At 60.2% G+C, this 24,306-nt stretch carries 21 protein-coding genes and 2 pseudogenes; 15 read left to right on the forward strand and 8 right to left on the reverse strand.

Going from position 1 to position 24,306, the window contains the following annotated elements; genetic code table 11:
- Positions 1–128: 128 nt before the first annotated feature.
- The 3 genes from ACYP5B_RS29940 to ACYP5B_RS29950 form a co-directional block, all read right to left on the reverse strand.
- The gene (locus ACYP5B_RS29940) at positions 129–2,084 is read right to left on the reverse strand and encodes a PhoX family protein (RefSeq protein WP_459572072.1); all 1,956 of its coding nucleotides are present in this window, start codon (positions 2,082–2,084) and stop codon (positions 129–131) included.
- 241 nt (positions 2,085–2,325) lie between these two features.
- On the reverse strand, positions 2,326–3,663 hold the full coding sequence (locus ACYP5B_RS29945) for an ATP-binding protein (protein WP_459572073.1): 1,338 nt from the start codon (positions 3,661–3,663) through the stop codon (positions 2,326–2,328).
- Positions 3,656–4,315, reverse strand: a complete 660-nt coding sequence (locus ACYP5B_RS29950) for a response regulator (protein WP_459572074.1) — start codon at positions 4,313–4,315, stop codon at positions 3,656–3,658. Before ACYP5B_RS29950 ends, ACYP5B_RS29945 begins: the two co-directional genes overlap by 8 nt.
- A gap of 507 nt (positions 4,316–4,822) precedes the next feature.
- Here ACYP5B_RS29950 and ACYP5B_RS29955 point away from each other — a divergent pair.
- From ACYP5B_RS29955 to ACYP5B_RS29975, 5 genes are all read left to right on the forward strand, one after another.
- A complete protein-coding gene (locus tag ACYP5B_RS29955) occupies positions 4,823–7,528 on the forward strand; it encodes a TonB-dependent receptor (protein ID WP_459572075.1) in 2,706 nt (901 codons plus the stop codon).
- Between the two features lie 92 nt (positions 7,529–7,620).
- The gene (locus tag ACYP5B_RS29960) at positions 7,621–8,271 is read left to right on the forward strand and encodes a MotA/TolQ/ExbB proton channel family protein (RefSeq protein ID WP_318233777.1); all 651 of its coding nucleotides are present in this window, start codon (positions 7,621–7,623) and stop codon (positions 8,269–8,271) included.
- A gap of 13 nt (positions 8,272–8,284) precedes the next feature.
- Entirely contained in the window at positions 8,285–8,695 is a 411-nt protein-coding gene (locus ACYP5B_RS29965) for an ExbD/TolR family protein (RefSeq protein WP_459572077.1), read from the forward strand.
- Positions 8,696–8,716: 21 nt separating this feature from the next.
- Positions 8,717–9,421 (forward strand): energy transducer TonB, encoded by a 705-nt coding sequence (locus tag ACYP5B_RS29970; protein WP_459572078.1) that lies wholly within the window; start codon positions 8,717–8,719, stop codon positions 9,419–9,421.
- 58 nt (positions 9,422–9,479) lie between these two features.
- The gene (locus ACYP5B_RS29975) at positions 9,480–10,529 is read left to right on the forward strand and encodes a YncE family protein (RefSeq protein ID WP_459572079.1); all 1,050 of its coding nucleotides are present in this window, start codon (positions 9,480–9,482) and stop codon (positions 10,527–10,529) included.
- A gap of 582 nt (positions 10,530–11,111) precedes the next feature.
- Here the strand turns inward: ACYP5B_RS29975 and ACYP5B_RS29980 are convergent.
- Positions 11,112–11,891 (reverse strand): GntR family transcriptional regulator, encoded by a 780-nt coding sequence (locus tag ACYP5B_RS29980; RefSeq protein ID WP_400094567.1) that lies wholly within the window; start codon positions 11,889–11,891, stop codon positions 11,112–11,114.
- A 247-nt stretch (positions 11,892–12,138) separates the two neighbouring features.
- Between ACYP5B_RS29980 and ACYP5B_RS29985 the strand changes: the two are divergent.
- The 3 genes and pseudogenes from ACYP5B_RS29985 to ACYP5B_RS29995 form a co-directional block, all read left to right on the forward strand.
- Positions 12,139–12,428 (forward strand): annotated as a pseudogene (locus tag ACYP5B_RS29985) (tyrosine-type recombinase/integrase); the annotation flags it as partial.
- 140 nt (positions 12,429–12,568) lie between these two features.
- Entirely contained in the window at positions 12,569–13,219 is a 651-nt protein-coding gene (locus ACYP5B_RS29990) for a dienelactone hydrolase family protein (protein WP_400094566.1), read from the forward strand.
- Positions 13,220–13,836: 617 nt separating this feature from the next.
- Positions 13,837–14,406 carry an ankyrin repeat domain-containing protein gene (locus tag ACYP5B_RS29995; protein WP_459572080.1) on the forward strand — a complete coding sequence of 190 codons (570 nt, stop codon included), beginning with the start codon at positions 13,837–13,839 and terminating at the stop codon, positions 14,404–14,406.
- Positions 14,407–14,539: 133 nt separating this feature from the next.
- On the opposite strand, the gene ACYP5B_RS30000 is transcribed toward ACYP5B_RS29995, so the two are convergent.
- From ACYP5B_RS30000 to ACYP5B_RS30015, 4 genes and pseudogenes are all read right to left on the reverse strand, one after another.
- Complete coding sequence (locus ACYP5B_RS30000; RefSeq protein WP_459572081.1) at positions 14,540–14,863, reverse strand: H-NS histone family protein; 324 nt, start codon at positions 14,861–14,863, stop codon at positions 14,540–14,542.
- A gap of 444 nt (positions 14,864–15,307) precedes the next feature.
- Positions 15,308–15,439 (reverse strand): annotated as a pseudogene (locus tag ACYP5B_RS30005) (IS5/IS1182 family transposase); the annotation flags it as partial.
- 375 nt (positions 15,440–15,814) lie between these two features.
- Complete coding sequence (locus tag ACYP5B_RS30010; RefSeq protein ID WP_459572082.1) at positions 15,815–16,456, reverse strand: DsbA family protein; 642 nt, start codon at positions 16,454–16,456, stop codon at positions 15,815–15,817.
- A 58-nt stretch (positions 16,457–16,514) separates the two neighbouring features.
- Entirely contained in the window at positions 16,515–17,165 is a 651-nt protein-coding gene (locus ACYP5B_RS30015) for a DsbA family oxidoreductase (protein ID WP_459572083.1), read from the reverse strand.
- Between the two features lie 227 nt (positions 17,166–17,392).
- Here ACYP5B_RS30015 and ACYP5B_RS30020 point away from each other — a divergent pair, with 227 nt between their 5' ends.
- From ACYP5B_RS30020 to ACYP5B_RS30050, 7 genes are all read left to right on the forward strand, one after another.
- Entirely contained in the window at positions 17,393–18,550 is a 1,158-nt protein-coding gene (locus ACYP5B_RS30020; RefSeq protein WP_459572084.1) for an FAD binding domain-containing protein, read from the forward strand.
- A 153-nt stretch (positions 18,551–18,703) separates the two neighbouring features.
- Entirely contained in the window at positions 18,704–19,192 is a 489-nt protein-coding gene (locus ACYP5B_RS30025) for a VOC family protein (RefSeq protein WP_400097972.1), read from the forward strand.
- Between the two features lie 2 nt (positions 19,193–19,194).
- Positions 19,195–20,418, forward strand: a complete 1,224-nt coding sequence (locus ACYP5B_RS30030; RefSeq protein WP_459572085.1) for an FAD binding domain-containing protein — start codon at positions 19,195–19,197, stop codon at positions 20,416–20,418.
- Between the two features lie 49 nt (positions 20,419–20,467).
- A complete protein-coding gene (locus tag ACYP5B_RS30035) occupies positions 20,468–20,830 on the forward strand; it encodes a DUF485 domain-containing protein (RefSeq protein ID WP_267602488.1) in 363 nt (120 codons plus the stop codon).
- Positions 20,827–22,476 carry a cation/acetate symporter ActP gene (actP, locus tag ACYP5B_RS30040; RefSeq protein ID WP_459572086.1) on the forward strand — a complete coding sequence of 550 codons (1,650 nt, stop codon included), beginning with the start codon at positions 20,827–20,829 and terminating at the stop codon, positions 22,474–22,476. Before ACYP5B_RS30035 ends, actP begins: the two co-directional genes overlap by 4 nt.
- Positions 22,477–22,597: 121 nt before the next feature.
- Positions 22,598–23,281 (forward strand): TetR/AcrR family transcriptional regulator, encoded by a 684-nt coding sequence (locus ACYP5B_RS30045; RefSeq protein ID WP_400097967.1) that lies wholly within the window; start codon positions 22,598–22,600, stop codon positions 23,279–23,281.
- A 46-nt stretch (positions 23,282–23,327) separates the two neighbouring features.
- On the forward strand, positions 23,328–24,251 hold the full coding sequence (locus ACYP5B_RS30050; protein WP_459572087.1) for a LysR family transcriptional regulator: 924 nt from the start codon (positions 23,328–23,330) through the stop codon (positions 24,249–24,251).
- The last annotated feature ends 55 nt before the right edge of the window (positions 24,252–24,306 follow it).

Raw genomic sequence — 24,306 nt, forward strand, 5'->3', positions numbered from 1 at the left:
AGACGCTCAAGGCCCTCCAGCCATTTGACGCTTTCTTTGTCGCGAATATCTCGCTGCCTGCGCTGCTTGCCCTTGCCCGCCGGCGGCAGCCGGCAGAGGCTTGGGGCTACGACTCCGGCACGCGCCGGTCAGCGCTCGCTCAGTTTCACGCTGCGGGCTTCTCCAGTGAGGTAGCCCACCGAGGCACCGAAGCGATCCTTGTAGTTGGCCCGTACCAGCGGATCCAGCACGGACTTGACCTTGTCGTGCAGCGGTGACTCCCAGTCGCCGGGATGCTGGAAGTTACTCATGATATAGGTCCACCCATTGATCTCGTCGACCGCATGCAGCCCGGTCGATTCGGCACCGGCCGGACACGACAGCACCCGCGCCAGGGTCTTATGGTCGACGTGGTAGGCCCACAAGAAGTTGTTGACGTGCATGCCGCTGTCTTCGCCGATGAAGAGCGTCCGAAGCGTCTCAGAAAACTTGAGATTGTCGGGATTGGCCACCTTGTCCGGGTTAGCCAGGTTGCCCAGCGCATCGGGAGCGGCCAGGTCTTCGCCCACCAGCATGGCGGGCGCGGCCATGTCCACCGGCACCCACTCGCTGTCGATGAGCGCGCCGCTGCGGTCCTTCTGCCGGCCCTTCAGATTCAACGCGTAGACCGCGCCGGCGGCGATACGCTTGTCCACGGCGACGTCGCCCGAATGCGGGTCGCCCTTGACCATCGATTTCTCGATGCGCGACATGGCAGAGTACAGCAGCTTGTCTTTGACATTGACGGTAGTGCCTTCCATCTTGGTGAATCCCATACTGCCGCCCACCAGCGCGGCGTAGCGATGTGTTTCAAGGAAGGCCGCGGCCTTTTCCATGCCGGGCTTGAGCCTTACCCAGTTGAAGGCGCCGTTGTAGGCGATCCTGGTGTAGCCCTGGTCGCCCGGATCGGCAGTTTTCACATCCATGATTTCGCTCGGGTCCAGTTTGTCGGCTAGGCCCTCAATCTCTGCGCTGGTGGCGTGGCCCAGGCGGATCCAACCCAGTGTGGCGGCGCCTGCGCCGGCCCCTGCTGTCTGCGCCCACTTGGCCACGTAGAGCGTGCCTGCAGAGAGATCCGCGGCGCGATCGGCAATAAACATGAAGAGGCCGCCATTGGTGGCATCGTCGCCCATCAGCACAGTGCGCTGGTCGGGCATTACCTGGACCACTTCGTGCGAGATGCGGCCTAGGCAGTAGTGCTTCCGGATGGTGCCAGTGCCGTCCGCGTGAACTGTCACCTCAGGCAGGTGACCATAGTGGTAAGGCCTCGCCTGCGTCTCGTTACCAAAGGTATGGAGGCTAAAGCCCTTGAAATTCGCTGCCAGCTTTGGGTTGATGGCAAATGCGTCGGGCTCGTATTCCTCGCTCGACAAGTGGGTGTGCCAGGGAGACAAGCTGGCGCCGCAGGTGATCCACAGCCCGTTCACCTTCGAGGTATCGACATTGTGGTATTTGACCAGGGTGAGCTTGCCAGTCGCCGGGTCCTGGTCCAGCGTAAGCACCGCGATCGGCGAGGGCAGTTGGCCGTACATCGAATGCTGCCCCTGATCGCGCGTGGTGTATTCGAACTGTACTACGGCGAAAACCGGCTTGCCTTTCACGCCGGGAACATTAGCCCTCGGCAGGGTCAGGAGCGAGCTGCCGTCGGGGCAGTCGGAAAAAAACTGGCGCTCCTTTCCAGGTACCGAGCGATCGATAATCGGTTGGTTGTTGATATCGTAATAACCGCCCGCCAGGACCGTGCCGCCCTTGCCATCCGGCACCTGATCGCCGGTGATGAAGAACGGCTGGTAGGCTAGCTTATAGTCCTGGCTGCTACCGTCAGCAAAGGAGACTTTCAGGCTCGATGCCACGGCGGTGGTCGCCATAGCTGCGGGGTTGGTCAGCGCGGGCGCGGGCATGCCCGTGAAGACAGCAGCAGCGAAGCCAGTGCGCGCCGAGGGCGCAGCCGCGGCCACGCCGTGCATGCCGAACAGGCCGGCGGTGGCGGTTGCGAGCGGCAGCATGGGGGCACCAGCCAGGATCTTCAGGGCATTCCGGCGGGAGGTAAGGAGCTGGTCGGGCATTTCGTTCCTGCAATGGGAGGAGAGTGTTGCGTGCTGAGACAGCACGTAGGAGAGCACGAGAGCACTGCGCTCGCCGCGCGTCCAATGGATACACCGCGACTCGGTGGTATCAATGGCGAATGTTAGGTGGTGAAAATTAAGTGAAAATTAGATGAAGCGCGCCATACTCGGCGTCCCCACACGGGGATGAGCACAAGCCTGTGCCAGGGACTGGGCACGCCAAGCCCGCGCAAGGCGCAAATCACATAATCAGGGCTGCGTCTCGCCTGAAGCTTACCGTAACCCATAGACCCGCCAATCGTTGGCTAACATCCAGATGAATGTCGGCATCATGGCTTACCGCCACCTGCTTTACAATTGCCAATCCCAGGCCGCTGCCCGCCACGTCGTGTCCAAGGCATCGATAGAAGCGATCGAACACGCGCGTCCTGTCTTCGGCCGCAATCCCCGGCCCGCTATCTTCGATAGACAAATGAACCTTCTCATCATCGCGAACTATCTTGACGTCCACTCGGCCTAGCTGTGGCGTGTAGCGAATTGCATTGTCGATAAAATTACGTATCAATAATCTTACCTGATATTCACAACCAATTATTCTTCCATTTTCCATGCGCTCCATGCCGAGGTCAATGCCTCGTGAGTTTGCGAATGGAATCAGCTCTATCATCACATCACGCGCAATCTCCTCCAGATATAGCGTCTTGAACGGATCGCGAGAGGCACTCGATTCGAGGCGAGAAGTCATTAAAAGCTGCTCAACCAAATGGCTAGTCCGTTTAATTCCAGCCTTCAGATCCGCGAGCGCAATTTGCTCCTGTCCGGTGCCCAATGCCTGTTCAACCAATTGAGTCTGGATTTGCAGGATCGACAAAGGCGTACGTAACTCGTGCGAAGCGTCGGTTATGAATTTCCTCTGAATGTCCAACGCATCGCCTAAACGGATCAAGAGCGTGTCGATAGCCTTCTTGAGTGGAGCAAGCTCGGCGGGCTGGTCGTCCGCCGAAAGCGGCCCCAGCGTATTGGAATTCCTTGAGTCGAGTTCATTTGAAAGCCGGGTTAGCGATTTCAGCCCTCTATTCACACACAGCGGTATGAACAAGGCAATCACTGGAATGAACAATATCAACGGAATGATCGTATGCAAAGCATGGAATTCTGCGATCGCCTTCCTGGCGTTAAGCGATTGCGCAACCTGGATGGTATTCTTATCCAGGATCCTCACGAACACCCTCCATCTCTCCCCGCGCCACTCCGCTATGCTAAAGCCAGGCCGATCGTACCTTGGCATAGTAAAGTCGGACTGTGACTGATAAATAAGTTCCGCTTCACTGTCCCATATTTGCAGGACGAAATCATCTTTGTCATGGTGCAACTTTAGGTTGATCTGCCGCAAATCAGCCTTCTTCAGGTTTGGCGATATCGACATCGCTATCTGCTTCAACCTGTCGTTCATCTTGTCTCTCAACGCGATCCGCTCATTGGCGTAAGTAAGCATGATGAAGACAGAACTTATCACAATCAGCGTGGAAAGCAGCCAAATCAGCAACCTATTCTTGATCGACAATTGATATTTACTCATCAGCCAATTTGTAACCTATCCCGCGTATATTCTGTATTACACCAGGTGATAACTTCTTTCGCAGTGTGTGAATATGAACCTCAATGGTATTGCTCTCGATATCATCACTCCATCCATATATCCTGTGCATCAATTGAGTGCGAGACAAGATAGCCCCCGGATTTTCCATAAGCGCAGATAAAAGTGCCAACTCACGCGCGCCAAGGACGATGCTCTTCCCGTGGTAGTACACGGCCGTCCTGGCTTGATCGAAAGTGATGTCACCATGCTGCAACACTGAACTGGTCCGCCCGCTGCTTCGCCTCAGCAGCGCGCGAATACGCGCCGCCAGTTCGTCCAGGTCAAATGGCTTGTCCAGATAATCATCCGCGCCGGCGTCCAAGCCTTCGATCCGATTAGCTACCGCATCGCGCGCAGACAGAATAATCACTGGTGCATTGTTCTTGGCTGAGCGGAACTTCTTCAAGACATCCAGCCCCGACTTCTTCGGCAAGCCAAGATCCAGAAGAATCATCGAATAGGATTCTGTGGCAAGCGCCACTTCCGCGGCAAGACCATCCTGCACCCAGTCGACAATAAAACCATAACGATAGAAGCCCTTGCGGATACTACTACCAAGCATGGGGTCGTCTTCAACCAGAAGTAATCGCATCGTCTTTCAGTGATGTGGTCGGCAGCGAGGGGCAATGAAGTAATAACACCTCTCCGTGACGTGTCCTTGACACTTTCATTACATTGCCGCCCTTTTCTTCAGCTAATTTTCACTTAATTTTCGTCCCCTACCATCCGCCCTAGTTACATCGAGTGGCGCCGTACCCAGCGAACGAAGGGTTGCCGACTGACGGGAGTGCGCAAGAAGCACACCCTCAGGCGATCTCGGACACCGAGTTCTTCACAGTGCACTCAGCATCGAAACGTTCCGGCGCATGCGGATGCGGCGGCTTGCGAGAGGACGGAAAGTCTCGTCCGGGAAATCAGCAGAAAGATATCTGCTCGCCACTCTGGCTGACCTGGAAATTAACCCATTGCTATCAATCTGCAATTTGAGGAGGGAGCGCTCAATCAATATGAATATTACGAAAACATAAATTCTAGTGGCGAATACCAGTTGTCAGCAATGAACGATTCACCTAACCGAGCCGGAAAACGGAATTACCAAATGTATTTAGAAAGTCCTCAGAAAAAGAAGCTTGCCGTCCTGATATCTGGATTGATGATGAACTCCGTGTTCACTATGGCCATGGCTGCTGACGCGACAAGCTCTCAACCTGCCAGCGACAAAGATGTCACATCGCTGACGGACGTTAGCGTGAAGTCGCAGCGCTCCCCCGAGGCTGTGTCGCGAGCAAAACAGCAAGTAGCCCCCAATCTGATCAACACCGTTACGCAGGAAGAGATCCGCAAGCTTCCCGATATCAACGCCGGCGAAGCAGCCGGCCGTCTTCCCGGCGCGTCCCTTTCAGTCGACACGGGTCAAGGCCGATGGGTCAATATTCGAGGCCTCGATTCGGATCTGACCAGTACGACCTATGGCGGTATCCGCCTGCCCCCTACCAATCCAGTCAGCCCCCAGAACGGCGGTCGCGCATTTGCGTTCGACACATTCCCGACCGGCATGATCGGCTCGCTGACCATCACCAAGACCAACAAGCCGGAACAAGATGCGGAGGCGCTGGGTGGCACGATCGAAATTACGCCCAAAGCCATTCCACTGGGACGTGATCACTTTGTCGAATTCCGGGCTGGTACGGGCCGTCAGAACTCGCGCGGCACGGGCGTCACGGATCTCGCAGTTACCGGCGGTATCCGCTTCGGCGGTCGTGATCAGGCCCCAGCTGGCGCTGAAGGTGGCACAGGCCTCACTGGATACGGAGACAAGCCGTTCTCCTTTGTCGGGTCGCTCTCCTACTACAAGGATGCGCTGGGTACTGATGACCGACGCGCGAGCTTCACAGACAAGGCGCCTGCCCCGAATCTGGCATGGTCCAATATGACGCAGGCCTTCTATCAGTTTCATCGCACAACTCAAGGTGCTGGCGGCGAAATTGCGTATCAGCCTAATGCAGATAACCGCTGGTATGCACGCTATCTGTACTCCGGCTACACCGAAGACGTCGTTCGCGACCGATTGGTGTTCAAAACTACGGGGGCATCGACGCAGAACGCCGACGGAAGCATCACATCCGGGATCAAGCAGTTCGACAAGACCCTGCGCTATATGCGGGAACAGGTGAGCCTCAACGTCTTCCAGCTCGGCGGCGAAAACAAGGTCGGTACGGGCAAGCTGGACTACAACGTCGCGCACACCGAGGGCAAGGACTTCCGGCCCTACGACACCATTCCGACATACACCAGCAAACCAAAAAACGCATCAATCACTTACAACCAGGCCGATTCGAGCTTTCCATCCTATACGGTAATCGGAGCAAATCCGCTTGACCCGAATGCATACACGCTGGCCAGCTACACCAACAACACGCAGACTTTCCTGACCAAAGAATGGTCTGCGGGCACCAACTACGCCATGCCCACGCATTTCACCGGCGCGGACGACGAAGAAATGAAGTTTGGTGCTGCGGTTCGACTGCGCACGAATAGTCATACCTTTGATCCGTACACGTCCACCAGCGTTCCTGGCGTAAACATGGCGCAGGCAATTTATGGATCGCCAATCACCTACTACGACGGTCACTACGCTAACGGATATAACATCAGCCAAGAATTTTCGCGCGGTCTGTTCGCGAACGGCACCGGTGCAGGCTTCGCAACCGACCCCGCAGCCAACCGCTTTGCCGGCGGCGCCGTCCAGCAGGACAACAAGGAGGATGTATATGCCGTGTATGGTCAGGAACGCCTGACGTTCGGCAAGTTAGGCATTCTCGCCGGTGTGCGCATTGAAGCAACGCACGCTCAATATAACGGCAATGCCAGCGTACCGACCAGCGGGCAGGGCTTCACCGGCGAAAGAGGAGGCCAAACCATTACGTCCAATGGTTCGACGCTGGTACCGGTTTCTGCCAGCAACAGCTATGCCAACGTGTTCCCATCGTTGCAGGCACGCTACGAGATTCTGCCCGCGTTGATCGGTCGTGCCAGCTTCTCCTCCACAATCGCTCGGCCTGGCTTTAATCAGACCAACCCGGCAGCAACGATCGATGCCGCAAACAATGTCGTCACTCAAGGTAATGCAAACCTGAAGCCGATCACATCGAATAACCCGGATGTATCCCTTGAGCATTACCTCAGTCAGGGCGGCATTGTATCGGTCGGCGTGTTTGACAAAGAGCTATCCAACTATATCGTCGGAGCGACCCGGTTCGGTGGAATTACCAACCCGGTAGTCGCTGCCGCCTTGGGACCGCAGTCAAGTGCGACCCAAGTGGTGACTTATGCCAACATTGCTAAGGCCCGCGCACTTGGATTCGAACTCAACTACGATCAGAAATATACCAGCCTGCCTGGATGGCTAAGCGGTGTAGGAACGAGTTTTAACTATACCTTTGTGGATGCACGTGGCGAAATTCGTCCGGGTGAATCCAAGCAGTTGCCCTCCACGTCCCGCAACACGTTCAACGCAGCAGTGTATTGGGAGCACGGTAGGGTCGCCCTGCGCGCTGCAGCCTCCTACGTTGGCCGAAATCTATTGTTCGTGGGTGCCAATTCGTCGCTGGATCAATATACAGAGTCTCGCCTGTCTGCAGACGTCAGCGCAACGTATGCCATCGACAAGAACTTCTCCATCTACTTCCTGGGAAGAAATCTTCTGGATACTCCCCACACGATTACCGAAGGCTCGAGCAATCGCGTAATCCAGCGCGAGACCTTCGGCAAAGCCCTGATGGTTGGCGTAACCGGCAAGTTCTGATCTCTACGACCTCTTTCCGATCTCTCATGACGCTATTGAGAGATCGGAATCTTTCTTCTTACGGTTTGACGACCTTCTCTCAGGAGCAACAAATGCACAATCTCACCAAGCTCATCACGGATTCCTACGGCTTGCTTCCCCTGCTTGCCATCATTCTGTTGATTGCCACCACCATCATCGTTGAACGGCTCAGCTTTTTCTCGAAGTGTGTGAGCCGCGCGGAAAATCTCCGCTATGAGCTGCAGCGAGTCGAGCGTGGCAATATTGTCGATATCCAGAAGATCGCGAAACAATATGACGGCACGATCCAGGCTGCGGTGGTTCGCTCGGGAATCAAGAACCATGGGAACTCGGAAGCCGAATTCGTTCGTGAGATCGAGAACTCCATCATGTTTGAGATGCCAAAACTCGACCGCAACTTGTGGATACTCGACACCGCAGTCACCCTCGGTCCCCTGGTCGGCCTGTTTGGGACCATCGCGGGGATGATCAGCTCCTTCAACGTGCTGGGAGCATCCGGAACCAGCAATCCGCTGGCGGTTTCCGGCGGCATCGCCAATGCCTTGATTGCGACCGGCTTCGGTCTGACCATCGCGATCGTCGGCCTTGTGTTTTTGAACTACTTCAATAAGCAAGTGCGGAATGTCCTTCTCCAGATGGATTTGATTCAATCAATGCTTGCGATCCGTTTGGCCGGGACGCCCCATATTGAGGCTAGACTCTCCGCCGTAGGCCATCACTGATACCAAGCCGATCATGAAAAACTCTCGTAGTCATTATTTTGGTTCCGAATCGAAGCCTCGGATTGAGATCATTCCAATGATCGACATCATGATGTTTCTACTGGTCTTCTTTATGCTCTCGACGCTCAGTATGATCCAGGGAAGCGGTTTGAAGCTGGACTTGCCACAGTCATCGACCGCCGCGCCAATTGAAAGTGCAAAATTGACACTCGGGGTCAACAAGGAGGGCACGCTCTTTGTAGATTCCCAGCCCATCTCGGAAACCGAACTTGTCAATCGATTGAAGTCCCTCAGGGCGGAAAAGAAGGTGGACGTCATCATTATGGGAGATGAGGGCACCGAGTATCAGAAGATCGTAAAAGCGATGGATGTTGCACGGACAGCTGGTATCACATCGGTTGCGCTGGCAACAAGTGGAAAATGACCGCCTGGGAGCAAATACAACATGCATCCAGATAGCAATATCCTTCCGAGCGCCTTATGGCCGACAGGAGATGCGGACACAACGCACCCCACGTCCTGGGCCCGAGCGACTTTTGGCGGCTTGCTGATCGAAGCTGTCTTGCTTGGCATCCTGGGCGGCATGGCAATGGCACAGAAGACACCAGTGGCGCTTGACGTACCCATGCGGGTGGAAATGGTGAAGCCGGAGCCGCCAAAACCCCCTGCGCCAGTTGAGGAGATGGTCAAGCAGAAGCCGGTCGTTCAGAAGACGATTCCGCGAAAGATCGTCATGACACAGCCAAAGCATATCAATCCTCAGCCCGTTCCTGACGTAGCTCCCCCTACGCCCGAGCCGATGATTGCGCCAGCCGAACGGCCTAGTCCGGAAGCAGCGGCAGTTGCCACTCCGGCGGCAGCTCCGGCGCCCGTCCGCACGCCGTCTCCACCGGTCGCCATGACATTGGCGTGCCCCGTCCAGGTGCCACCTGAGATGCCACCAAAGGCATTGGCGGCCGGCATTGAAGGCCGGGTTGTGGCCAGAGCCAAGATCAAGTCAGGCAAGGTGATCAACGTCGATATCATCAAATCCACCCCACCCGGGATATTTGATGCAGCAGTAAGGAGTGCAATGATGCGCTATCAATGCGAGAACAATTCAGATGATGTTGTGGTCGCAGATCAAACCTTTAACTTCATACTGAACTAGCAAGACTTCCTGATTCGCAATTTTTGATCCAGATTAATCACATTCACTGCAACCATCCATGTTAAAACGTAATTTTCTCTTTTCGATCAATCTCTCCATAGCGTTGGCTATTGGCGGATGTAGCACAGCAACTTCCCTGCCGAGTTCCAATACACCGCATGAACCTCTTAGTTTGGTAAAGAATATACCCATCCATGAAGTCACAGGTGGTGATTTTGACCATTTTGCGATAGACTACGCACGGAATGTTCTGTATGTCCCTTCCGAGGTATATGGCTCGATCGAAGTATTCAACCTCAAAACCGGCAAGCATCTTTTGAGTGCCACCGGGATTTCGAAGAGCCCACATCTATTGCAATTTATTCCTGACAACGATGAACTGTTCGTGGCAGATGCGAATAATGCATCTTGTGACGTTCTCGATCCCACGGATCTGCATCTTGTCAAACGAATCGCATTGGAGCCCGGGCCCGATGCCGGGACCTACGATCCCGCTTCGCGAACGCTTTACCTCGGAAATGGCGGTCGCCGTGCCAAATCCAAGTTCTCCTACGTCAGTCTGATATCAGTTGATCGAAAGGAGGTCATCGGACGGATCCGCGTTGAAGCGGAGACCCTCAAGGCGATGCTAATTGATCATAAATCGAACAGGCTATTTGTGAACATGCGCGACAAGAGCCAGATCGGTGTAATCGACCTCAATAGCAGATCGGTGGTAAAGACCCTGACATATCCTGGCCTGAACTCAAACGCAGCAATGGCTTTTGATGAGGAACATCATCGCCTGTTCATTGGTTCGCGGGACCCCGGCATGCTTTTCGTTATCGACTCGAACAGCGGTAGACTTATCAGCACGATGAAGACGGTGAATATTTCCGACGATATGACCTTCGATGCTGCGCACCGTCGCCTCATCGTCTCGGGAGCTGATGGGGCGGATGTGTTTTCACAGGATGACCCCGATAATTATCGGCTGATTCAGCATGTCGATACCTTCGGGGGTAAGACATCAGTTTATGTGCCTTCGCTGAAGCAGTTCTATGTCGTACACACAAAAGGTGCGCAAAGTAATGAGGCCGGACTTCAGATCTTTAGGGTGAACGATTGAAGAAGCAGTGCGTTTTGCTTCCTTCATTCGAAGCCGTAACGCGGCGCCGCCCATGACGTCTGACGCGTGAAATCCGGCTCAATATTCCGAAGATCACCCTACACTGCGGAAGCTGTACTCACAGCCCGTGCTCGGCGCCCTGCCCGCACGGGTTCTTTCTGCATTCTTCGCGGAAAACCGTGGGCTGAAAGAGCACATCTTGTATGCTGAAGCCTCCAAGCGTGTGGGGCACGGCTGCCAACACTGTGGCTTCCTGTTTTGGCTTATTCCGCACTAGTTGGCGCCATCGTAACGGGCGGCGGATTTCTCCTGTTCGATTCGCGTAGTGACATCGCGTGCTACTGCGACCGAGCCGAGCGTTGCGCCCTCCGGGTCGCAGACCAGGGCAAAGGCATGCGGTTTTACACATCTTTGGCCACCCAAAGCGACAACAGCGCCCAGGAAAAGTGTTTACTTTCAATGACTTGAGCGGCACTTGCAAACTTCTGGCGTCTCGTCGGATTGTGTTTACAAGTGACGCGGCCTTATCGATGGCGCCGATTTGTGGGCAAACCTCAGCCCACCCCTTGGGGGCATGCGAAATCAGCTAACAGTGGCGCGGCTCAGGCCGCGTCTGGCCCTGGGCTTGGCGTCGCCTTCCTCGGAGGTACCGCCACCCCTCGGCCGCTTGGTGCCGGATGTTGCCGCGGAGGGCGAACCACCCTGCCCCACCTCGTTTTCGAGGTAACTCGCCGGCAGCGTCGAGAGAAACTCGGAAAATCCGGTGGTTCCCACCGGCGCATGCTGGAGCATGGCGTCATGCGCCGCGATCTCGTCGCCATGGAGAATCGCATCAGCCAGTTTCTGATGGTCTTGCAATGCTTTCTGCCGTTGCGCCGGCGTCAGGAAAATCTTTGGCCGATAGCGCTGCATCAGACGCCGGATGCCGTGAATCTGCTGGGCAAGGTATTCGTTGTGGCTGCCGGAATAGATCAGGTCATGGAACGCAGCATTGGCCTCGGCAAATCGTTTCCCATTGTTATCGTTGGACGCCTCGACGCACTGCGCCATGCTCGTCTCGAGCAACGACCGCTGCTCGTCGTCCATCCGCCGCGCCGCAAGTTTGGCAGCGACGGCCTCGAGTTCGCCAAGCAACTCGAGCGTTTCACGCAGTTGCGTGACCGACAGCCGTGACACGAAGACGCCGACGCGGGGAGCGATGCGCACGAGATTCTGTACCGCAAGCTGCTGCAATGCCTCGCGCACCGGCGTGCGGGAGACACCAAAGCGCTCAGCCAGCGTGCGCTCGTCCAGCAGCGCCCCCGGCGGTAGCTTACCACTCTCGATCTCTGCCTCGATGGCAGCCTTGATCTCGGCGGCCATACTCTGTTTTGGTTGTAGTGTCATAGGGAATATTGGTAAGCGAAGGCTACAGGAAATCACATACTGCACGAACCAGACAACGCATTCTGCACGGCACATGCGTTCGAAAGGCCAAATCCCCATCTAAGTATACCAAATGATACCATTGGCATTCCAACGGTTGATCTGTGGGTGCTGCATAGTACTTCGCGCGCCTCTATCTTCACCGGTGGTACCGCTCTGCCGATCGCCGACAAGGAACGGCCCTTGTCGCGGCGCCCTGCACCTGGTGTTCAAGGAAGTGTTCGCGATGGCGGCCGAACGTCTGCTTGCACGCGGCCCCGATTGGGAAGGCCAACTGACGTGCTGGCCAGCGCGTCAGCGCACTGGTTGCGTCACACCGCCGGCATCCACATGACCGATCAGCAGCTCGACCTGCGCTTTGGGCGGGACAATTTCGGGCACGCCTCCATCTCGACCACCAGCGGCTACCTGCATACGGAGGACGACGTCCGCCATCAGGCTACCGGGAACGCCCACCGGATTGGATGGCCGTGAGAGCGTTGGCGGCTGGCGCACCGATGCCGATACGAGACGGCAACTCGCCACGCTGCTCCGTCCGCCCTACTATAGTGATCAGGGAAGGAAGCGGCTGTAAGGCTGCACGCGTCAAAGCGCATCTGATGAGGGATCGCGCCATGTGGACTGACTCAGCGGCACGGGAAGTTGTGATCCCGGCCGGGAACGTGTACCTGCAGGGCATACTCACACTGCCGCCGGGTGCCGGCTCCTTGGTATTGTTTGCGCATGGTAGCGGCAGTTCCCGACATAGCCCGCGGAACAAGTACGTGGCCGCCGAACTCAATCGAAGCGGCATGGGAACGCTGCTGATGGACCTCCTATTGCCGCAGGAGGACAGCATCCCGGCCACCCGTTTCGACGTTGATCTCCTGGCTGAGCGGCTAGTGCAGGCGACAAAGTGGGTGGCACAGCAGCAGGCGATACCGCTGCCGTTGGGCTATTTTGGGGCAAGCATTGGCGCCGCCGCGGCAATCCGTGCCGCGAGCACGTCGCCAATCCAAATCCACGCTATCGTCTCACGAGGTGGCAGAGTCGATTTGGCGGGTCGTGACGCTCTCGCAAAGTTGCTTGCGCCTACCTTGTTGATCATTGGAGGGCTCGATTCAAGCGTGATCGAACGAAATGAGTCGGCATTTGCCTTGCTTATATGCCAAAAGGAACTTGACATTGTGCCTGGTGCCACCCACTTGTTCGAAGAGCCCGGTGCACTGGAAACGGTCGCTCGGCTGGCGACCCAATGGTTTGAGCGCCATCTTGCCAAGGCATAGAGCAACCAGCCATGCCGGCGCGGCGTACCCGGAATGCCTAGCGAAGCCCTGCCCTGGCATGGGGCAATCCTGGTCTGCGCGTACTCCTGCCATTATTCGCGCCTAGCCGCGAGGCGTGCCCGAAGTCGATCCGCACGAAGCGTCGGTATGACTCCGGTCCGAAACTCCCGCGAAATACATTCACGTTCGTGAAATAACCCGCTTCCCCCACGCCCGGAAAAATCGCGGTTTAGTTCTGCTGCACGGTGGGCGGACAGGACGACGTTCGCCACCGCGTGGTATGGGATTCGGCACCACCTGCGCCGATTTGCACAGCGAGGACGCTGCACGGCACGAAGCCACACAGGTGCGTCAGTGAAGGATGGGCGTCCCCCTGATGCTGAGAGCCCGTCCGGCCCCCTCCCCAGGCAGGTAGCTTGTGCTGCCAAACCTCGGTTTAAGGTTGGGGTAGGAATCCTGGCGATTAATTGCATTTTTATGATCAAAGGATGCTCGCCATGGACCATCACCCACCGTGCCCACGTGAGCAGCCAAGCGAAATCGCCGCGTTGATCCTCGCCCCGAGGCTCCCTCCCGAAAGCTACAATGGTGCCAGATCAGGCGACATGAAATGAAGAATGAAGAAGCCAGACATCGAGCGATGCGTGGGATACCGGCGGTTCGTGAAGATCCATGCGGCCTTCTGCACCGGCGACCTCGACGCGCTGCGGGCGGCGGTTGATGATCCGGCATGCATTCCCAACGGACCCATGCCGCCGGGGATTGGGGCTTGCCTGGAGTACGCGATCTACCATAGCCCGCTGTCCCTTATCCGCACCCTGCTCGAGATCGGGGCGGATCCCCGGCCGGTGGATCACGCGGGCTTTCCACCGCTGATTGCGGCGCTTTCATGTAGTCTCGCCCGGCCAGGCGCACCCGCACGAACGGATGTGATCGAGGTGCTCAGGCTGCTGCTGGCCTTCGGCGCCGATCCTGCGCAGCGCGGCATCAACGACTACAGCGCACTGCACTTGGCCGTGAGCGTGCGCAATTTGCCTGCGGTAGAGATGCTGCTGGCGGCTGGTGCGGACGCAGCTAGCCGGACGCGCATCGACGACTGCGAAACCCCACGCGAGATGGCCGAGGCAATGGGGTTGTCCGGGATCTCACAGTTGCTGGCTGCCCATGAAGTGAGCGAACGGCTGTAGCGCAGCTCAACCATCGACCCGCACCGAGCACTGTCACCCTCGCCCACCATGCAAGTCATCAAATGGGATGCCACCGCGGCGGCGTCCCGCTCGTTTCCGGCTCACCGCTATCACCCGACCATGGTGAACAGGCTCATGCCTCTGCAATCAGAAACTTGTCGCGATTCTTCCCTAGCCACGCCGGTGCCCGACCACGGCCGGTCCAGGTGGCACCAGTCTTGGCGTCCATATACTTTGGCGGCAGCGAGGCCTTCTCTTTCGCCGCAGCCTTAGGCTTGTCACTAGCCGCCGGGCGTCCACGGCGTCGTTTCGGCGCCAAGTCATCGACGGTGAGTTCGTACTCTGCCATCAAAGCCTGGATTTTCTCAATGACTCCAGCGACCTCGCTTTGACGAACTTCGGCGAGCTGGGTTTCCAGCTTTTCCTTTTCTGCCAGCAATTGCTTGTAGGTAGCCATCTCGGTCTCCGTCTATAGATAACAGTTCAATTATCCTACAGCACTTCGCCATATTTTCACTAACGCTGTGAATCTAGCCCGCCCGGATGATCTTAGCCGGAACAGAGATAGCTTCTGTGAATACACCCCCCTCCCGGCCTATTCTTCCCCGTCAGGAAAGGCGCGCTAGCAGCTGAGTGGGTGAATTCAGCGCGAGCTATCATGTGCAGGATGGATCATGCGCAAACAAGTTATTCGCCGATGCTTGGCTGCCCCGAGCTGAATTTGCCGACTCGAAGCCTACAAGGGCTCCGGCTATGACCGTGGCACCGGGGGGAATTGCCCAATGCCACTGCCATGGCTGGCATCCCACAAGCCGAATGGTCGGGGACTGGGTCTCGAAGAAGCCATCGCACGTATTGCATCGGCTGGAAGCCAACCGGCATCGGGTGGTTTGAAGCCCGCTCCTGCAAACGTGCGCATCGCGATGCCGTCGTACAGCGCATCTTCCAGTGCTTCGTCCGACAGTCGTTGGCGACGGGTCACGCGCTTCTTGCCGTCGCTTTCCGCTTCCGCAAAACTGATCTGTCGCTTCATCTCTGATTCATCGCTCGGGCACACACATGACAACGCTTACGAGCCACTCAACGATGACTGCCGCACTGATTAAATCAGCCTTTGCCTAGACAAGCCATGTCAGGGCCAAATAGTAATGTCGTACTTGAGCCAAATAGAAATGTCGTACCCGTGAGCTAACGCGAGCATGCTGGCGCTCTATCCGCTTGGATTGGCGAGCCGGACATGCCGAAGCCCGAGATGGTGACCATAGCTTTTGCTCGCCAGGCAGGCTCCAAATTAGAACAGCGAGCATAAGTGCACACCTGCGCCATCCATGTTGAAACATCGACGATGGCGTCTGCAAGCCGTTTCCAGGGCCTCATTTCCGACATATTTTTGCGCCGAAGCACGCGCTCATTGTGCCAAAACCTCTCCCATTGCCTTCTTGAACTGCTCCGGCTTCCCGAAATACTGCCCCAGACGCAGCCTCGAGATCTTGCCGCCCTGCTCGATGGCCAGCGCCGGGTAACCACGGCCGCCTATCTCCTCGAGTAGCGCCTGCGTCCGCTCGAAGTGGTCAGGCAGCGTCAAACTCGCCTTGTCGTAGGCGTTTGCGAACGACGCTGCATCGAGCCCCAGTTCGTCGGCAATCTGGATCAGTTCCTTGCGCTCGGCGATCGGGCGTCCTTCGCGGTAGTACGCAGCCTGAAGGCGTTCAAGCATCTTCAGCCCGGCGCCGGCGATGCATTCGGCGGCCAGCATCGCCGCGGTGGGCGGGCCGGAATCCAGCCTGACGTCGTAGTCGAACTGCGTGCCCTGCTGGTACGTCTCGCTGAATGGCTGCCCGCTGAGCGCGGTGATGCGCTCCTCGTGAGGGCGAACGAAATCCCGCCATTCGGCGGACATGTTCTGCGCCCGATCTCCCGCCAGCATGCCGCCACTGTGCGGCACCACCCTCAGGCCGGCTTCGTCGGCCGCCGACACGAGCGGCGCAAGACCGTAGCACCATCCGCAAAACGGGTCGTAGACGTAATGTAGGGTCGCTTGCTTGTTCATTTTGTGTTCTCCAGGTTCTTTGCGGCAGCCGCCCGGTGCGCGTGCTGCGCGCTCGCTATCAAAGGGCTTCGCCGACTGCCGCCTGCAACGCCTTCTCCATGATCGAAGGCGGCTGCGCCCCAGCGATGGCGGTACTGCCGATCCGGATCGTGGGCACGGAGCGGACGCCGTCGCGCTGCGCCTTCGCTTGCGCCGCCACGACCTCCGCTTCGCCGTCGGTGCCCGACAGGTGGCTGCGCACGGCTTGCGCATCGAAGCCGGCCGATACGGCCAGCGGCACGAGCACATCGACCCGGCCGATGTGCTCCCCGCGGGAGAAGTACGCAGCGAAGATGGCATCGAACAACGCCTCCGCCATGGCTGCGTCGCCGGTCTGTTGGGCGAATGCCATCAGCCGGTGCGCAAGCCGGGTATTGGGCGTGACCGTGATCAGGTCATAGTTGAAATCCAGCCCGGTGCGCCGGCCCATCATCGCCACCTCTGCGTCCATGGCCTGCGAGCGGGCCCAGTTGCCGAACTTCGCGGTGCGATAGGCCTTGCGATCGGCGCCTTCCAGCGGCATGCCCGGGTTGAGTTCATAGGGCACATAAGAAATCGTGGGAGCGGCCTCGGTCGGCATGCGCTCAATGGCGGCCTTCAGGTTGCGATGGCCGATCCAGCACCACGGGCAAATGAAGTCAAAGGTGATCTGGGTGTCGACGGGTTTCATGACGGTTCCTTGCGTAAGTGATGGAGCCAGCGTAGATGGCGGGCCGCACCGGCGCAATGGCATGCCAGCGCAAACCTGCGTTGCCGGCCGCGCAACGCCAGGTTTGCGGGGCGAAGGCGCCCTCCCCGTTGCCGCCCACGCAAAACTGCTTTGCCCCCGCCATGCATTCTCTCTGGGCCTGGACGCTTCTACGATGCAGTCCATCCACTCGCACTCTGGAGCCACACATGAACACCAATGACGCATCCTCCGTCGGCCCGCGCAAGGCCCTGGTCATAGGCGGCTCGCTGGGCGGCCTGTTCACCGCCACCGCGCTGCGCGCCGTGGGCTGGCAGGTCGACGTGTTCGAGCGTTCGGCATCGGACCTCGACAGCCGTGGCGGCGGCATTGTGTTGCAGCCGGAGGTGCTGCGGGCGTTCTCGTTCGCCGGCATCGCGGCGCACGGAGCGCTGGGTGTGCGCTCGCACGACCGGCTGTTCCTGGACCACGGCGGCCACGTGCTCCACCGCCAGCGCATGCCGCAGACACAGACCTCGTGGAACGCGCTGTATGCCGCCTTGCTGGATCATTTCCCGGCGGCGCACTATCACCGCGGCGCGGCGCTCACCGCTATCGCGCAGCACGAGCACGGCGTTTGCGCCACCTTCGCCGATGGACGCCAGGCGTGCGGTGAGTTGCTGGTCGGTGCCGACGGCGCCGGCTCCACGGTGCGCAGGATCGTGCTGCCCGGCGTCGCCCCCAGCTATGCCGGCTATGTCGTCTGGCGTGGCCTGGTCGACGAAGGCCGTCTGCCCGAAGCGGCCAGGCCACTGCTGCACGAGAACTTCGTGTTCCAGCAAGACCACGACTCGATGATGCTGCAGTACATGGTGCCTGGTGCCGACGGCGCTACGGCGTCCGGACGGCGCCGCTTCAACTGGCTGTGGTACCTGAAGGCCGAGCCCGGCGTGGCGCTCGATGCCGTGCTCACCGATCGCAACGGAAAACGCCGCAGCCATTCGATCCCGCCGGGCATGCTGTCGACTGAGCAGGAGAGCTGGTTTCGCCAGACCGCCGCCGCGCGCGCCAACCCCGCGTTCCGCGCGCTGATCGACAACACCGATCAGATCTTCGTCCAGGCCATCCAGGACCTGCAGGTGCCGCGCATGGTGTTCGGCCGCGTACTGCTGACCGGCGATGCCGCCTTCATTCCCCGTCCCCATACCGCCAGCAGCACCGCCAAGGCCGCGGCCAATGCCGTGGCGCTGGCCAAGGCGCTCGACGGCACGGCCGACCCGGACCAGGCGCTACAGATCTGGCAGCAGGGCGAACACGCGCAAGGCGAACAGATGACCCAGTGGGGCATCCGCATGGGTAACCGCATCATGGGGATCGCACTGCACTAAGGCGCAGAGCTGCGCTGCGCAGAAGTGGCGCAGCCGGCACGCACTACACCGATCAGGGTAAGTACTCCCCTTGCCCGCTCTTGGCCGTTCCATCCAATCGTCCTACAATTTATCAAACGATCACTAATCGATCGATCAATAACAGAGGCAACCATGGCAATCCGCAAGCTCGCGCACTTCTCGATCCGCACCACGGACCTCGAGCAATCCTGCGCCTTCTATGAACGCATTCTCGGCTTCAAGCAAGGCTATCGCCCGCCTTTCGATTTCCCCGGCGCATGGCTGTACATGGGCGGGGACGAAAGTGACTTCGGTACGGTCCACATCATCGGTGTCGACCCCGACAACCCTGACGGGCTATCCGCCTACCTCGGCGACCGCGCCCCCTCGGCGGCGGGCACCGGCACCATCGACCACATCGCGTTCCTGGCCACCGGCGTGGCGCAGATGTGGGCAAGGCTGGCAGCCGAGGGCATCCCGTGGCGCGACCGCACCGTCCCCAGCCTGGGCCTGCACCAGGTATTCATCGAGGACCCTTCCGGCGTCACCATCGAACTGAACTACCCCGCCGCCGAGGTGGCGGGCCTTGAAATCCCGGGCAACGGCGCGCGCGCGCCCCTCCCCGCAGTGGCAGGAGACTGACTATGACAACCCTATCTACACGGCCGAAGGCCATCATCGTGGGCGGCTCGCTGGGCGGGCTGTTCGCGGCCAACCTGCTCGCCCGCGGCGGGTGGGAGGTGGAGGTATGCGAGCGTGTTCCCGAAGCCCTTGCCGGGCGCGGCGCGGGCATCGTCACACATCCGGAATTGTTCGAGGCCCTGGCCGCCGCCGGGGTCGAGGTGGACGACTCCATCGGCGTGCAGGTGAAGTCCCGGCTGACGCTGGGCCAGGACGGCAGCATCCTGTCCCAGCGTGAGCTGCCGCAAACGCTGACGGCATGGGGCAAGATGTACCACGTGCTGCGGTCCGCCTTCACCGGGGGCACGTACCGCACGGGCGCCAATGTGGTGTCAGTGCGTAGCGAGACCGGTCACGCCGTGGTGATGCTGGACGACGGCTCGGTCCATCACGCCGATCTTGTGGTCGCCGCGGACGGATTCCGCTCCGCGTTGCGCGAGTGCCTGTTGCCCGAGGCCCGGCTCCAGTACGCAGGGTACATCGCCTGGCGCGGCCTGGTGGACGAAACGAGCCTGAGCGAAGCCACGCGCGACATGCTGTTCGAGAAGTTCGCCTTCTGCCTGCCGCCGCGCGAGCAGATCCTCGGCTACCCGGTGGCGGGCCAGGGCAACAGCACCCGGGTTGGCGAGCGCCGCTACAACTTCGTGTGGTACCGCGCCACCAGCGAAGACGTGGACCTGCCCGACCTGCTGACCGACGCCAGCGGCAAGCGCTGGTCCGGCGGCATCCCGCCGGGGTTGATCCGCCCGGACGTGCTGGCGAGCATGGAGGAAGCCGCGCTGGCCAACCTGGCGCCCCAGTTCGGCGAGGTGGTGACCAAGGCCGTGCAGCCGCTGTTCCAGCCCATCTTCGACCTCGAGGTGCCGAGCATGGCCTTCGGCCGCGTGGCGCTGCTCGGCGACGCCGCCTTCGTGGCACGCCCGCACTGCGGCATGGGCGTGACCAAGGCCGCGGGCGACGCCATCTCGCTGGTCAAGGCCTTGCAAGCGCATGACAGCGTCAGTGCCGCACTGGAAAGCTACAGTGCCGAGCGCGTGCAGGTGGGCGCGGCCATCGTCCAGCACGCGCGCCACCTCGGCGCCTATATGCAGGCGCAGCTCAAGAACGAGACCGATCGTCAGATGGCCGAGCGCTATCGCACGCCGGAAGCCGTGATGCGCGAGACGGCGGTGTCGACGCGCTTCTGAGCGCGCCGCCGCCCCCCCGCCAGACCAACCGCCCCCAACGGAGACAACCTTGGAACACACCGCCCCCACCTTTGCCGCAGCCGCCCGCGAAAGCGCCGCGCTCGCCGCGCCCCCACCGAATCCCCTGCTCGCCGATCCGGCATTCCAGTCCCTGGTGCGCGCGCGGCGCAGGTTCGCGTGGGCCCTGACCGCCATCATGCTGGCGGTGTACTTCGGCTACATCCTCACGCTCGCCTTCCGGCCCGCGCTGCTGGGCCGCCAGCTGACCCTGGGCCAGCCCATGAGCGTGGGCATTCCCGTGGGCTTCGGCATGTTCGCGCTGACCTTCCTGCTGGTGGCGGTGTACGTGCATCGCACCAACACCGTGTACGACCAGCGCATCGGCGAGCTCAAGCAAGGGGCAGCAAAATGAAACGAACCGCCATTTTCTCCATCTCCGCCACTGCCGCAGCCCTGCTGCTTGCGGCCTTGCCAGCGTCCGCGGCACAGAGCTCGGTGGGCCAGGGCATGAACGTCATCGCCATCGCCATGTTCCTGGTGTTCGTCGCCGCCACGCTGGTGGTCACGCGCTGGGCCGCCAGGAGCAACCACAGCGTGGCCGACCACTATGCAGCAGGTGGCAAGATCACCGCACTGCAGAACGGCTGGGCCATTGCCGGCGACTACATGTCGGCGGCCTCCCTGCTGGGCATCTCCGCGCTGGTCTTCACCAGCGGCTACGACGGCCTGATCTACTCCATCGGCTTTCTCGCCAGCTGGCCGATCATCCTGTTCCTGATCGCCGAGCCGCTGCGCAACCTGGGCCGCTTCACGCTGGCGGACGTGGTCTCCTACCGCCTGCAGCAGCGCCCGATCCGCGCGTTCTCCGCGTCCAGCTCCATCGTCATCGTGCTGCTGTACCTGGTATCGCAGATGGTGGGGGCCGGCAAGCTGGTGGAGCTGCTGTTCGGCTTCAGCTACACGGCGGCGGTCGTGCTGGTCGGCGTGCTGATGGTGGTCTATGTGTTCTTCGGCGGCATGCTGGCCACCACCTGGATCCAGATCATCAAGGCGGTGCTGCTGCTCGCGGGCGCCGCTTTCATGGCGTTCATGGTCATGAGCCGCTTCGGCTTCAGCCTGAATGCGTTGTTCGCGCAGGCCATCGAGGCCCACGGCAAGCACGCGGCCATCATGAGCCCGGGCGGGCTCGTCTCCGACCCAGTCTCGGCGGTATCGCTCGGCCTGGCGCTGATCTTCGGCACCGCCGGCTTGCCGCATATCCTGATGCGCTTCTTCACCGTCGGCGACGTCAAGGCGGCACGCAAGAGCATCCTGTATGCCACCGGCATCGTCGGCCTCGGCTACGCGCTGATCATCGTCATCGGCTTCGGCACCATCGCGCTGGTGGCCAGCGAGCCGGCCTACCACACGCCTTCCGGCGCAGTGATCGGCGGCGTCAACATGGTGGCCGTGCACCTGGCCCATGCCGTCGGCGGAAACCTCTTCCTCGGCTTCATCTGCGCTGTGGCGTTCTCGACCATCCTGGCCGTGGTGGCGGGGCTGACGCTGGCCGGCTCCTCCGCCATCTCGCACGACCTCTATGCCAAGGTCCTGCGCCAGGGCAGCGCCACCGACAAGGAGGAGATGCGTGTCTCCCGGATGACCACACTGGTGCTCGGCGTGCTGTCCATCCTGCTAGGCATCCTGTTCGAGAAGCAGACCATTGCCTTTATCGTCAGCCTGACCTTTTCGATCGCCGCCAGCTCGAATTTCCCGGTGCTGCTGCTGTCGATCTACTGGCGCGGACTGACCACGCGGGGCGCCGTGGTGGGCGGCTCTCTCGGGCTGCTGACCGCGGTGGTGCTGACGGTGCTGAGCCCGACAGTGTGGGTGCAGGTGCTCGGCCATGCGAGCGCCATCTACCCCTACGAATATCCGGCGCTGTTCTCCATGCTGGTGGCCTTTGCCGGCATCTACGTGTTCTCGGTCACCGATCGGTCTGCGCGCGGTGCGCGTGAACGCGGCGCCTTCAACAATCAGCTGGTCGATTGCGAGCTCGGGCTGGTCAAGCCACGGTAGGTCCCGTGCCCTGTGCTGCCGGCCGCACTGCCGGCAGCCCGGCCGCGTCTCGCAATTTATCACCCGATTGGTACAATGCCGCAAGCGCCCCGCAAGGGACGTGCCTGTCACAGGTGATCGAATGAAACGAGACGCAACGCCGCCGGAGCCCGCTGCCCCGGCCAAGACCGCAAAACGGCTGCTCCCCGAAGAACGGGAGCAGCAGATCGTGCAGAAGGCCATCGAACACTTCACGCGCAACGGATTCTCCGGCAGCACGCGCGATCTCGCCAAGCAGATTGGCGTCACCCAGCCCTTGCTGTACCGCTACTTCTCCAGCAAGGAGGCGCTGATCGATCGGGTCTACAGCGAAGTGTTCCAATGGCGGCCCGACTGGGAACGCCAGATCGCCGATCGCGCCACGCCGCTGACCGAACGTCTGTATGCGTTCTACCTCGACTATGCCTCCGTGATCCTGCGCGAGGAATGGATCCGGGTCTTCATCTTTGCCGGCCTCACGCGGGAAGGCATCAACAACAAGTACCTCAACAAGCTGCGCAGCAAGGTCTTCCTGCCCGTGCTGGCCGAGGTGCGCGCCGCGTACGGCATCCCAGAGCCGCGCAATGCGGCCGAGCTGGACGCCGAGGTCGAGATGATCTGGGGCCTGCACGCGGCCATCTTCTATCTCGGCGTGCGCAAATGGGTCTATGGCCTCAAGGTGCCCGCGGACATCGGCGCCGTGATCCGCCGCAAGGTGGACATGTTTCTCCACGGCGCGCCTGCTGTCATGCGTTCCCTGCGCGCGCCCGACAAGCCTGGCAACTGAGCCCCTGCAGGGATAGACGACACCCCTTACCGCTGGAGTCTTACCTATGGACAAGCTGCTGGCATTGAAGCTGTTCGTCGAGACGGTCGACGCCAAGGGGTTCTCCTCCGCCGCGCGCCGGGTCAACCTGGCCACGTCATCGGTGACCCGCATGATGGACAGCCTGGAGGAGGAGCTGGGCACCGTGCTGCTGAACCGGTCGACGCGGCAGGTGACGGTGTCCGAAGCCGGCGCTGCCTATTACCAGCGGGCGCGCAAGATCCTCGACGCGGTGGCGGAAGCCGATGCGCTTATCGCCGACCGCGGCGATACACCTGTGGGCCAGCTTCGCGTGTCGCTGCCAGTGGCGTTCGGGCGCCGCTGCATCGCGCCGTTCCTCGGCAGCCTGATCGCGCAGTATCCGAAGCTGGAACTGGAGGTAACGCTGACCGACGAGATTGTCGACCTGCTCGGCGAACGCATCGATCTATCCATCCGCCTGGGCAGCGCCGCGACGCTCGACGAGGTGGTGGCGCGTCAGATCGGCACGTTCCGGCGCAGGTTGGTGGCGAGCCCGGGCTATCTGCAGCAGCACGGCATCCCCACCGCACCTGCGGAGCTGGCTGGGCACGCGTGCCTGCGCTTCACTTACGGCGCGGGCCAGCAGGTGTGGACCTTGCTGCGCGGCACCGAGGAGATCCAGGTGCCCGTTCCGGGCACCTTCAAGAGCAACAACGCCGAAGTGCTGCGCGAACTGGCGCTGGCCGACGGCGGCATCGCCCTGCTGCCCGACTGGCTGGTCGACGACGATATCCAGGGCGGGCGGCTGACCGCCCTCCTGGAAGACTGGACCGTCAACCCCAACCGCGCCAGCTCGGCCATCACCGCGCTCTACCTGCCCAACCAGCGCGGCTCGCGGCGCATCGCCGCCTTCCTCGACTTTCTCTCGCGGATTCCCGGCCCGACCGGCCGGAGCGAAGCAGGCGGCTGACACCCCCTTCCCCCTTCCCCCTTCCCCCTTGCCGCCAGCGCAACGCAACGTTGCG

The organism is Cupriavidus sp. 8B, from assembly GCF_054589115.1.

Excerpts from the sequence above, each read along its gene's own strand:
- ACYP5B_RS29940 (WP_459572072.1), bottom strand. The coding sequence starts at position 2,084 with ATGCCCGACCAGCTCCTTACCTCCCGCCGGAATGCCCTGAAGATCCTG.
- ACYP5B_RS29945 (WP_459572073.1), bottom strand. The coding sequence starts at position 3,663 with ATGAGTAAATATCAATTGTCGATCAAGAATAGGTTGCTGATTTGGCTG.
- ACYP5B_RS29950 (WP_459572074.1), bottom strand. The coding sequence starts at position 4,315 with ATGCGATTACTTCTGGTTGAAGACGACCCCATGCTTGGTAGTAGTATC.
- ACYP5B_RS29955 (WP_459572075.1), top strand. The coding sequence starts at position 4,823 with ATGTATTTAGAAAGTCCTCAGAAAAAGAAGCTTGCCGTCCTGATATCT.
- ACYP5B_RS29960 (WP_318233777.1), top strand. The coding sequence starts at position 7,621 with ATGCACAATCTCACCAAGCTCATCACGGATTCCTACGGCTTGCTTCCC.
- ACYP5B_RS29965 (WP_459572077.1), top strand. The coding sequence starts at position 8,285 with ATGAAAAACTCTCGTAGTCATTATTTTGGTTCCGAATCGAAGCCTCGG.
- ACYP5B_RS29970 (WP_459572078.1), top strand. The coding sequence starts at position 8,717 with ATGCATCCAGATAGCAATATCCTTCCGAGCGCCTTATGGCCGACAGGA.
- ACYP5B_RS29975 (WP_459572079.1), top strand. The coding sequence starts at position 9,480 with ATGTTAAAACGTAATTTTCTCTTTTCGATCAATCTCTCCATAGCGTTG.
- ACYP5B_RS29980 (WP_400094567.1), bottom strand. The coding sequence starts at position 11,891 with ATGGCCGCCGAGATCAAGGCTGCCATCGAGGCAGAGATCGAGAGTGGT.
- ACYP5B_RS29990 (WP_400094566.1), top strand. The coding sequence starts at position 12,569 with ATGTGGACTGACTCAGCGGCACGGGAAGTTGTGATCCCGGCCGGGAAC.
- ACYP5B_RS29995 (WP_459572080.1), top strand. The coding sequence starts at position 13,837 with ATGAAGAAGCCAGACATCGAGCGATGCGTGGGATACCGGCGGTTCGTG.
- ACYP5B_RS30000 (WP_459572081.1), bottom strand. The coding sequence starts at position 14,863 with ATGGCTACCTACAAGCAATTGCTGGCAGAAAAGGAAAAGCTGGAAACC.
- ACYP5B_RS30010 (WP_459572082.1), bottom strand. The coding sequence starts at position 16,456 with ATGAACAAGCAAGCGACCCTACATTACGTCTACGACCCGTTTTGCGGA.
- ACYP5B_RS30015 (WP_459572083.1), bottom strand. The coding sequence starts at position 17,165 with ATGAAACCCGTCGACACCCAGATCACCTTTGACTTCATTTGCCCGTGG.
- ACYP5B_RS30020 (WP_459572084.1), top strand. The coding sequence starts at position 17,393 with ATGAACACCAATGACGCATCCTCCGTCGGCCCGCGCAAGGCCCTGGTC.
- ACYP5B_RS30025 (WP_400097972.1), top strand. The coding sequence starts at position 18,704 with ATGGCAATCCGCAAGCTCGCGCACTTCTCGATCCGCACCACGGACCTC.
- ACYP5B_RS30030 (WP_459572085.1), top strand. The coding sequence starts at position 19,195 with ATGACAACCCTATCTACACGGCCGAAGGCCATCATCGTGGGCGGCTCG.
- actP (WP_459572086.1), top strand. The coding sequence starts at position 20,827 with ATGAAACGAACCGCCATTTTCTCCATCTCCGCCACTGCCGCAGCCCTG.
- ACYP5B_RS30045 (WP_400097967.1), top strand. The coding sequence starts at position 22,598 with ATGAAACGAGACGCAACGCCGCCGGAGCCCGCTGCCCCGGCCAAGACC.
- ACYP5B_RS30050 (WP_459572087.1), top strand. The coding sequence starts at position 23,328 with ATGGACAAGCTGCTGGCATTGAAGCTGTTCGTCGAGACGGTCGACGCC.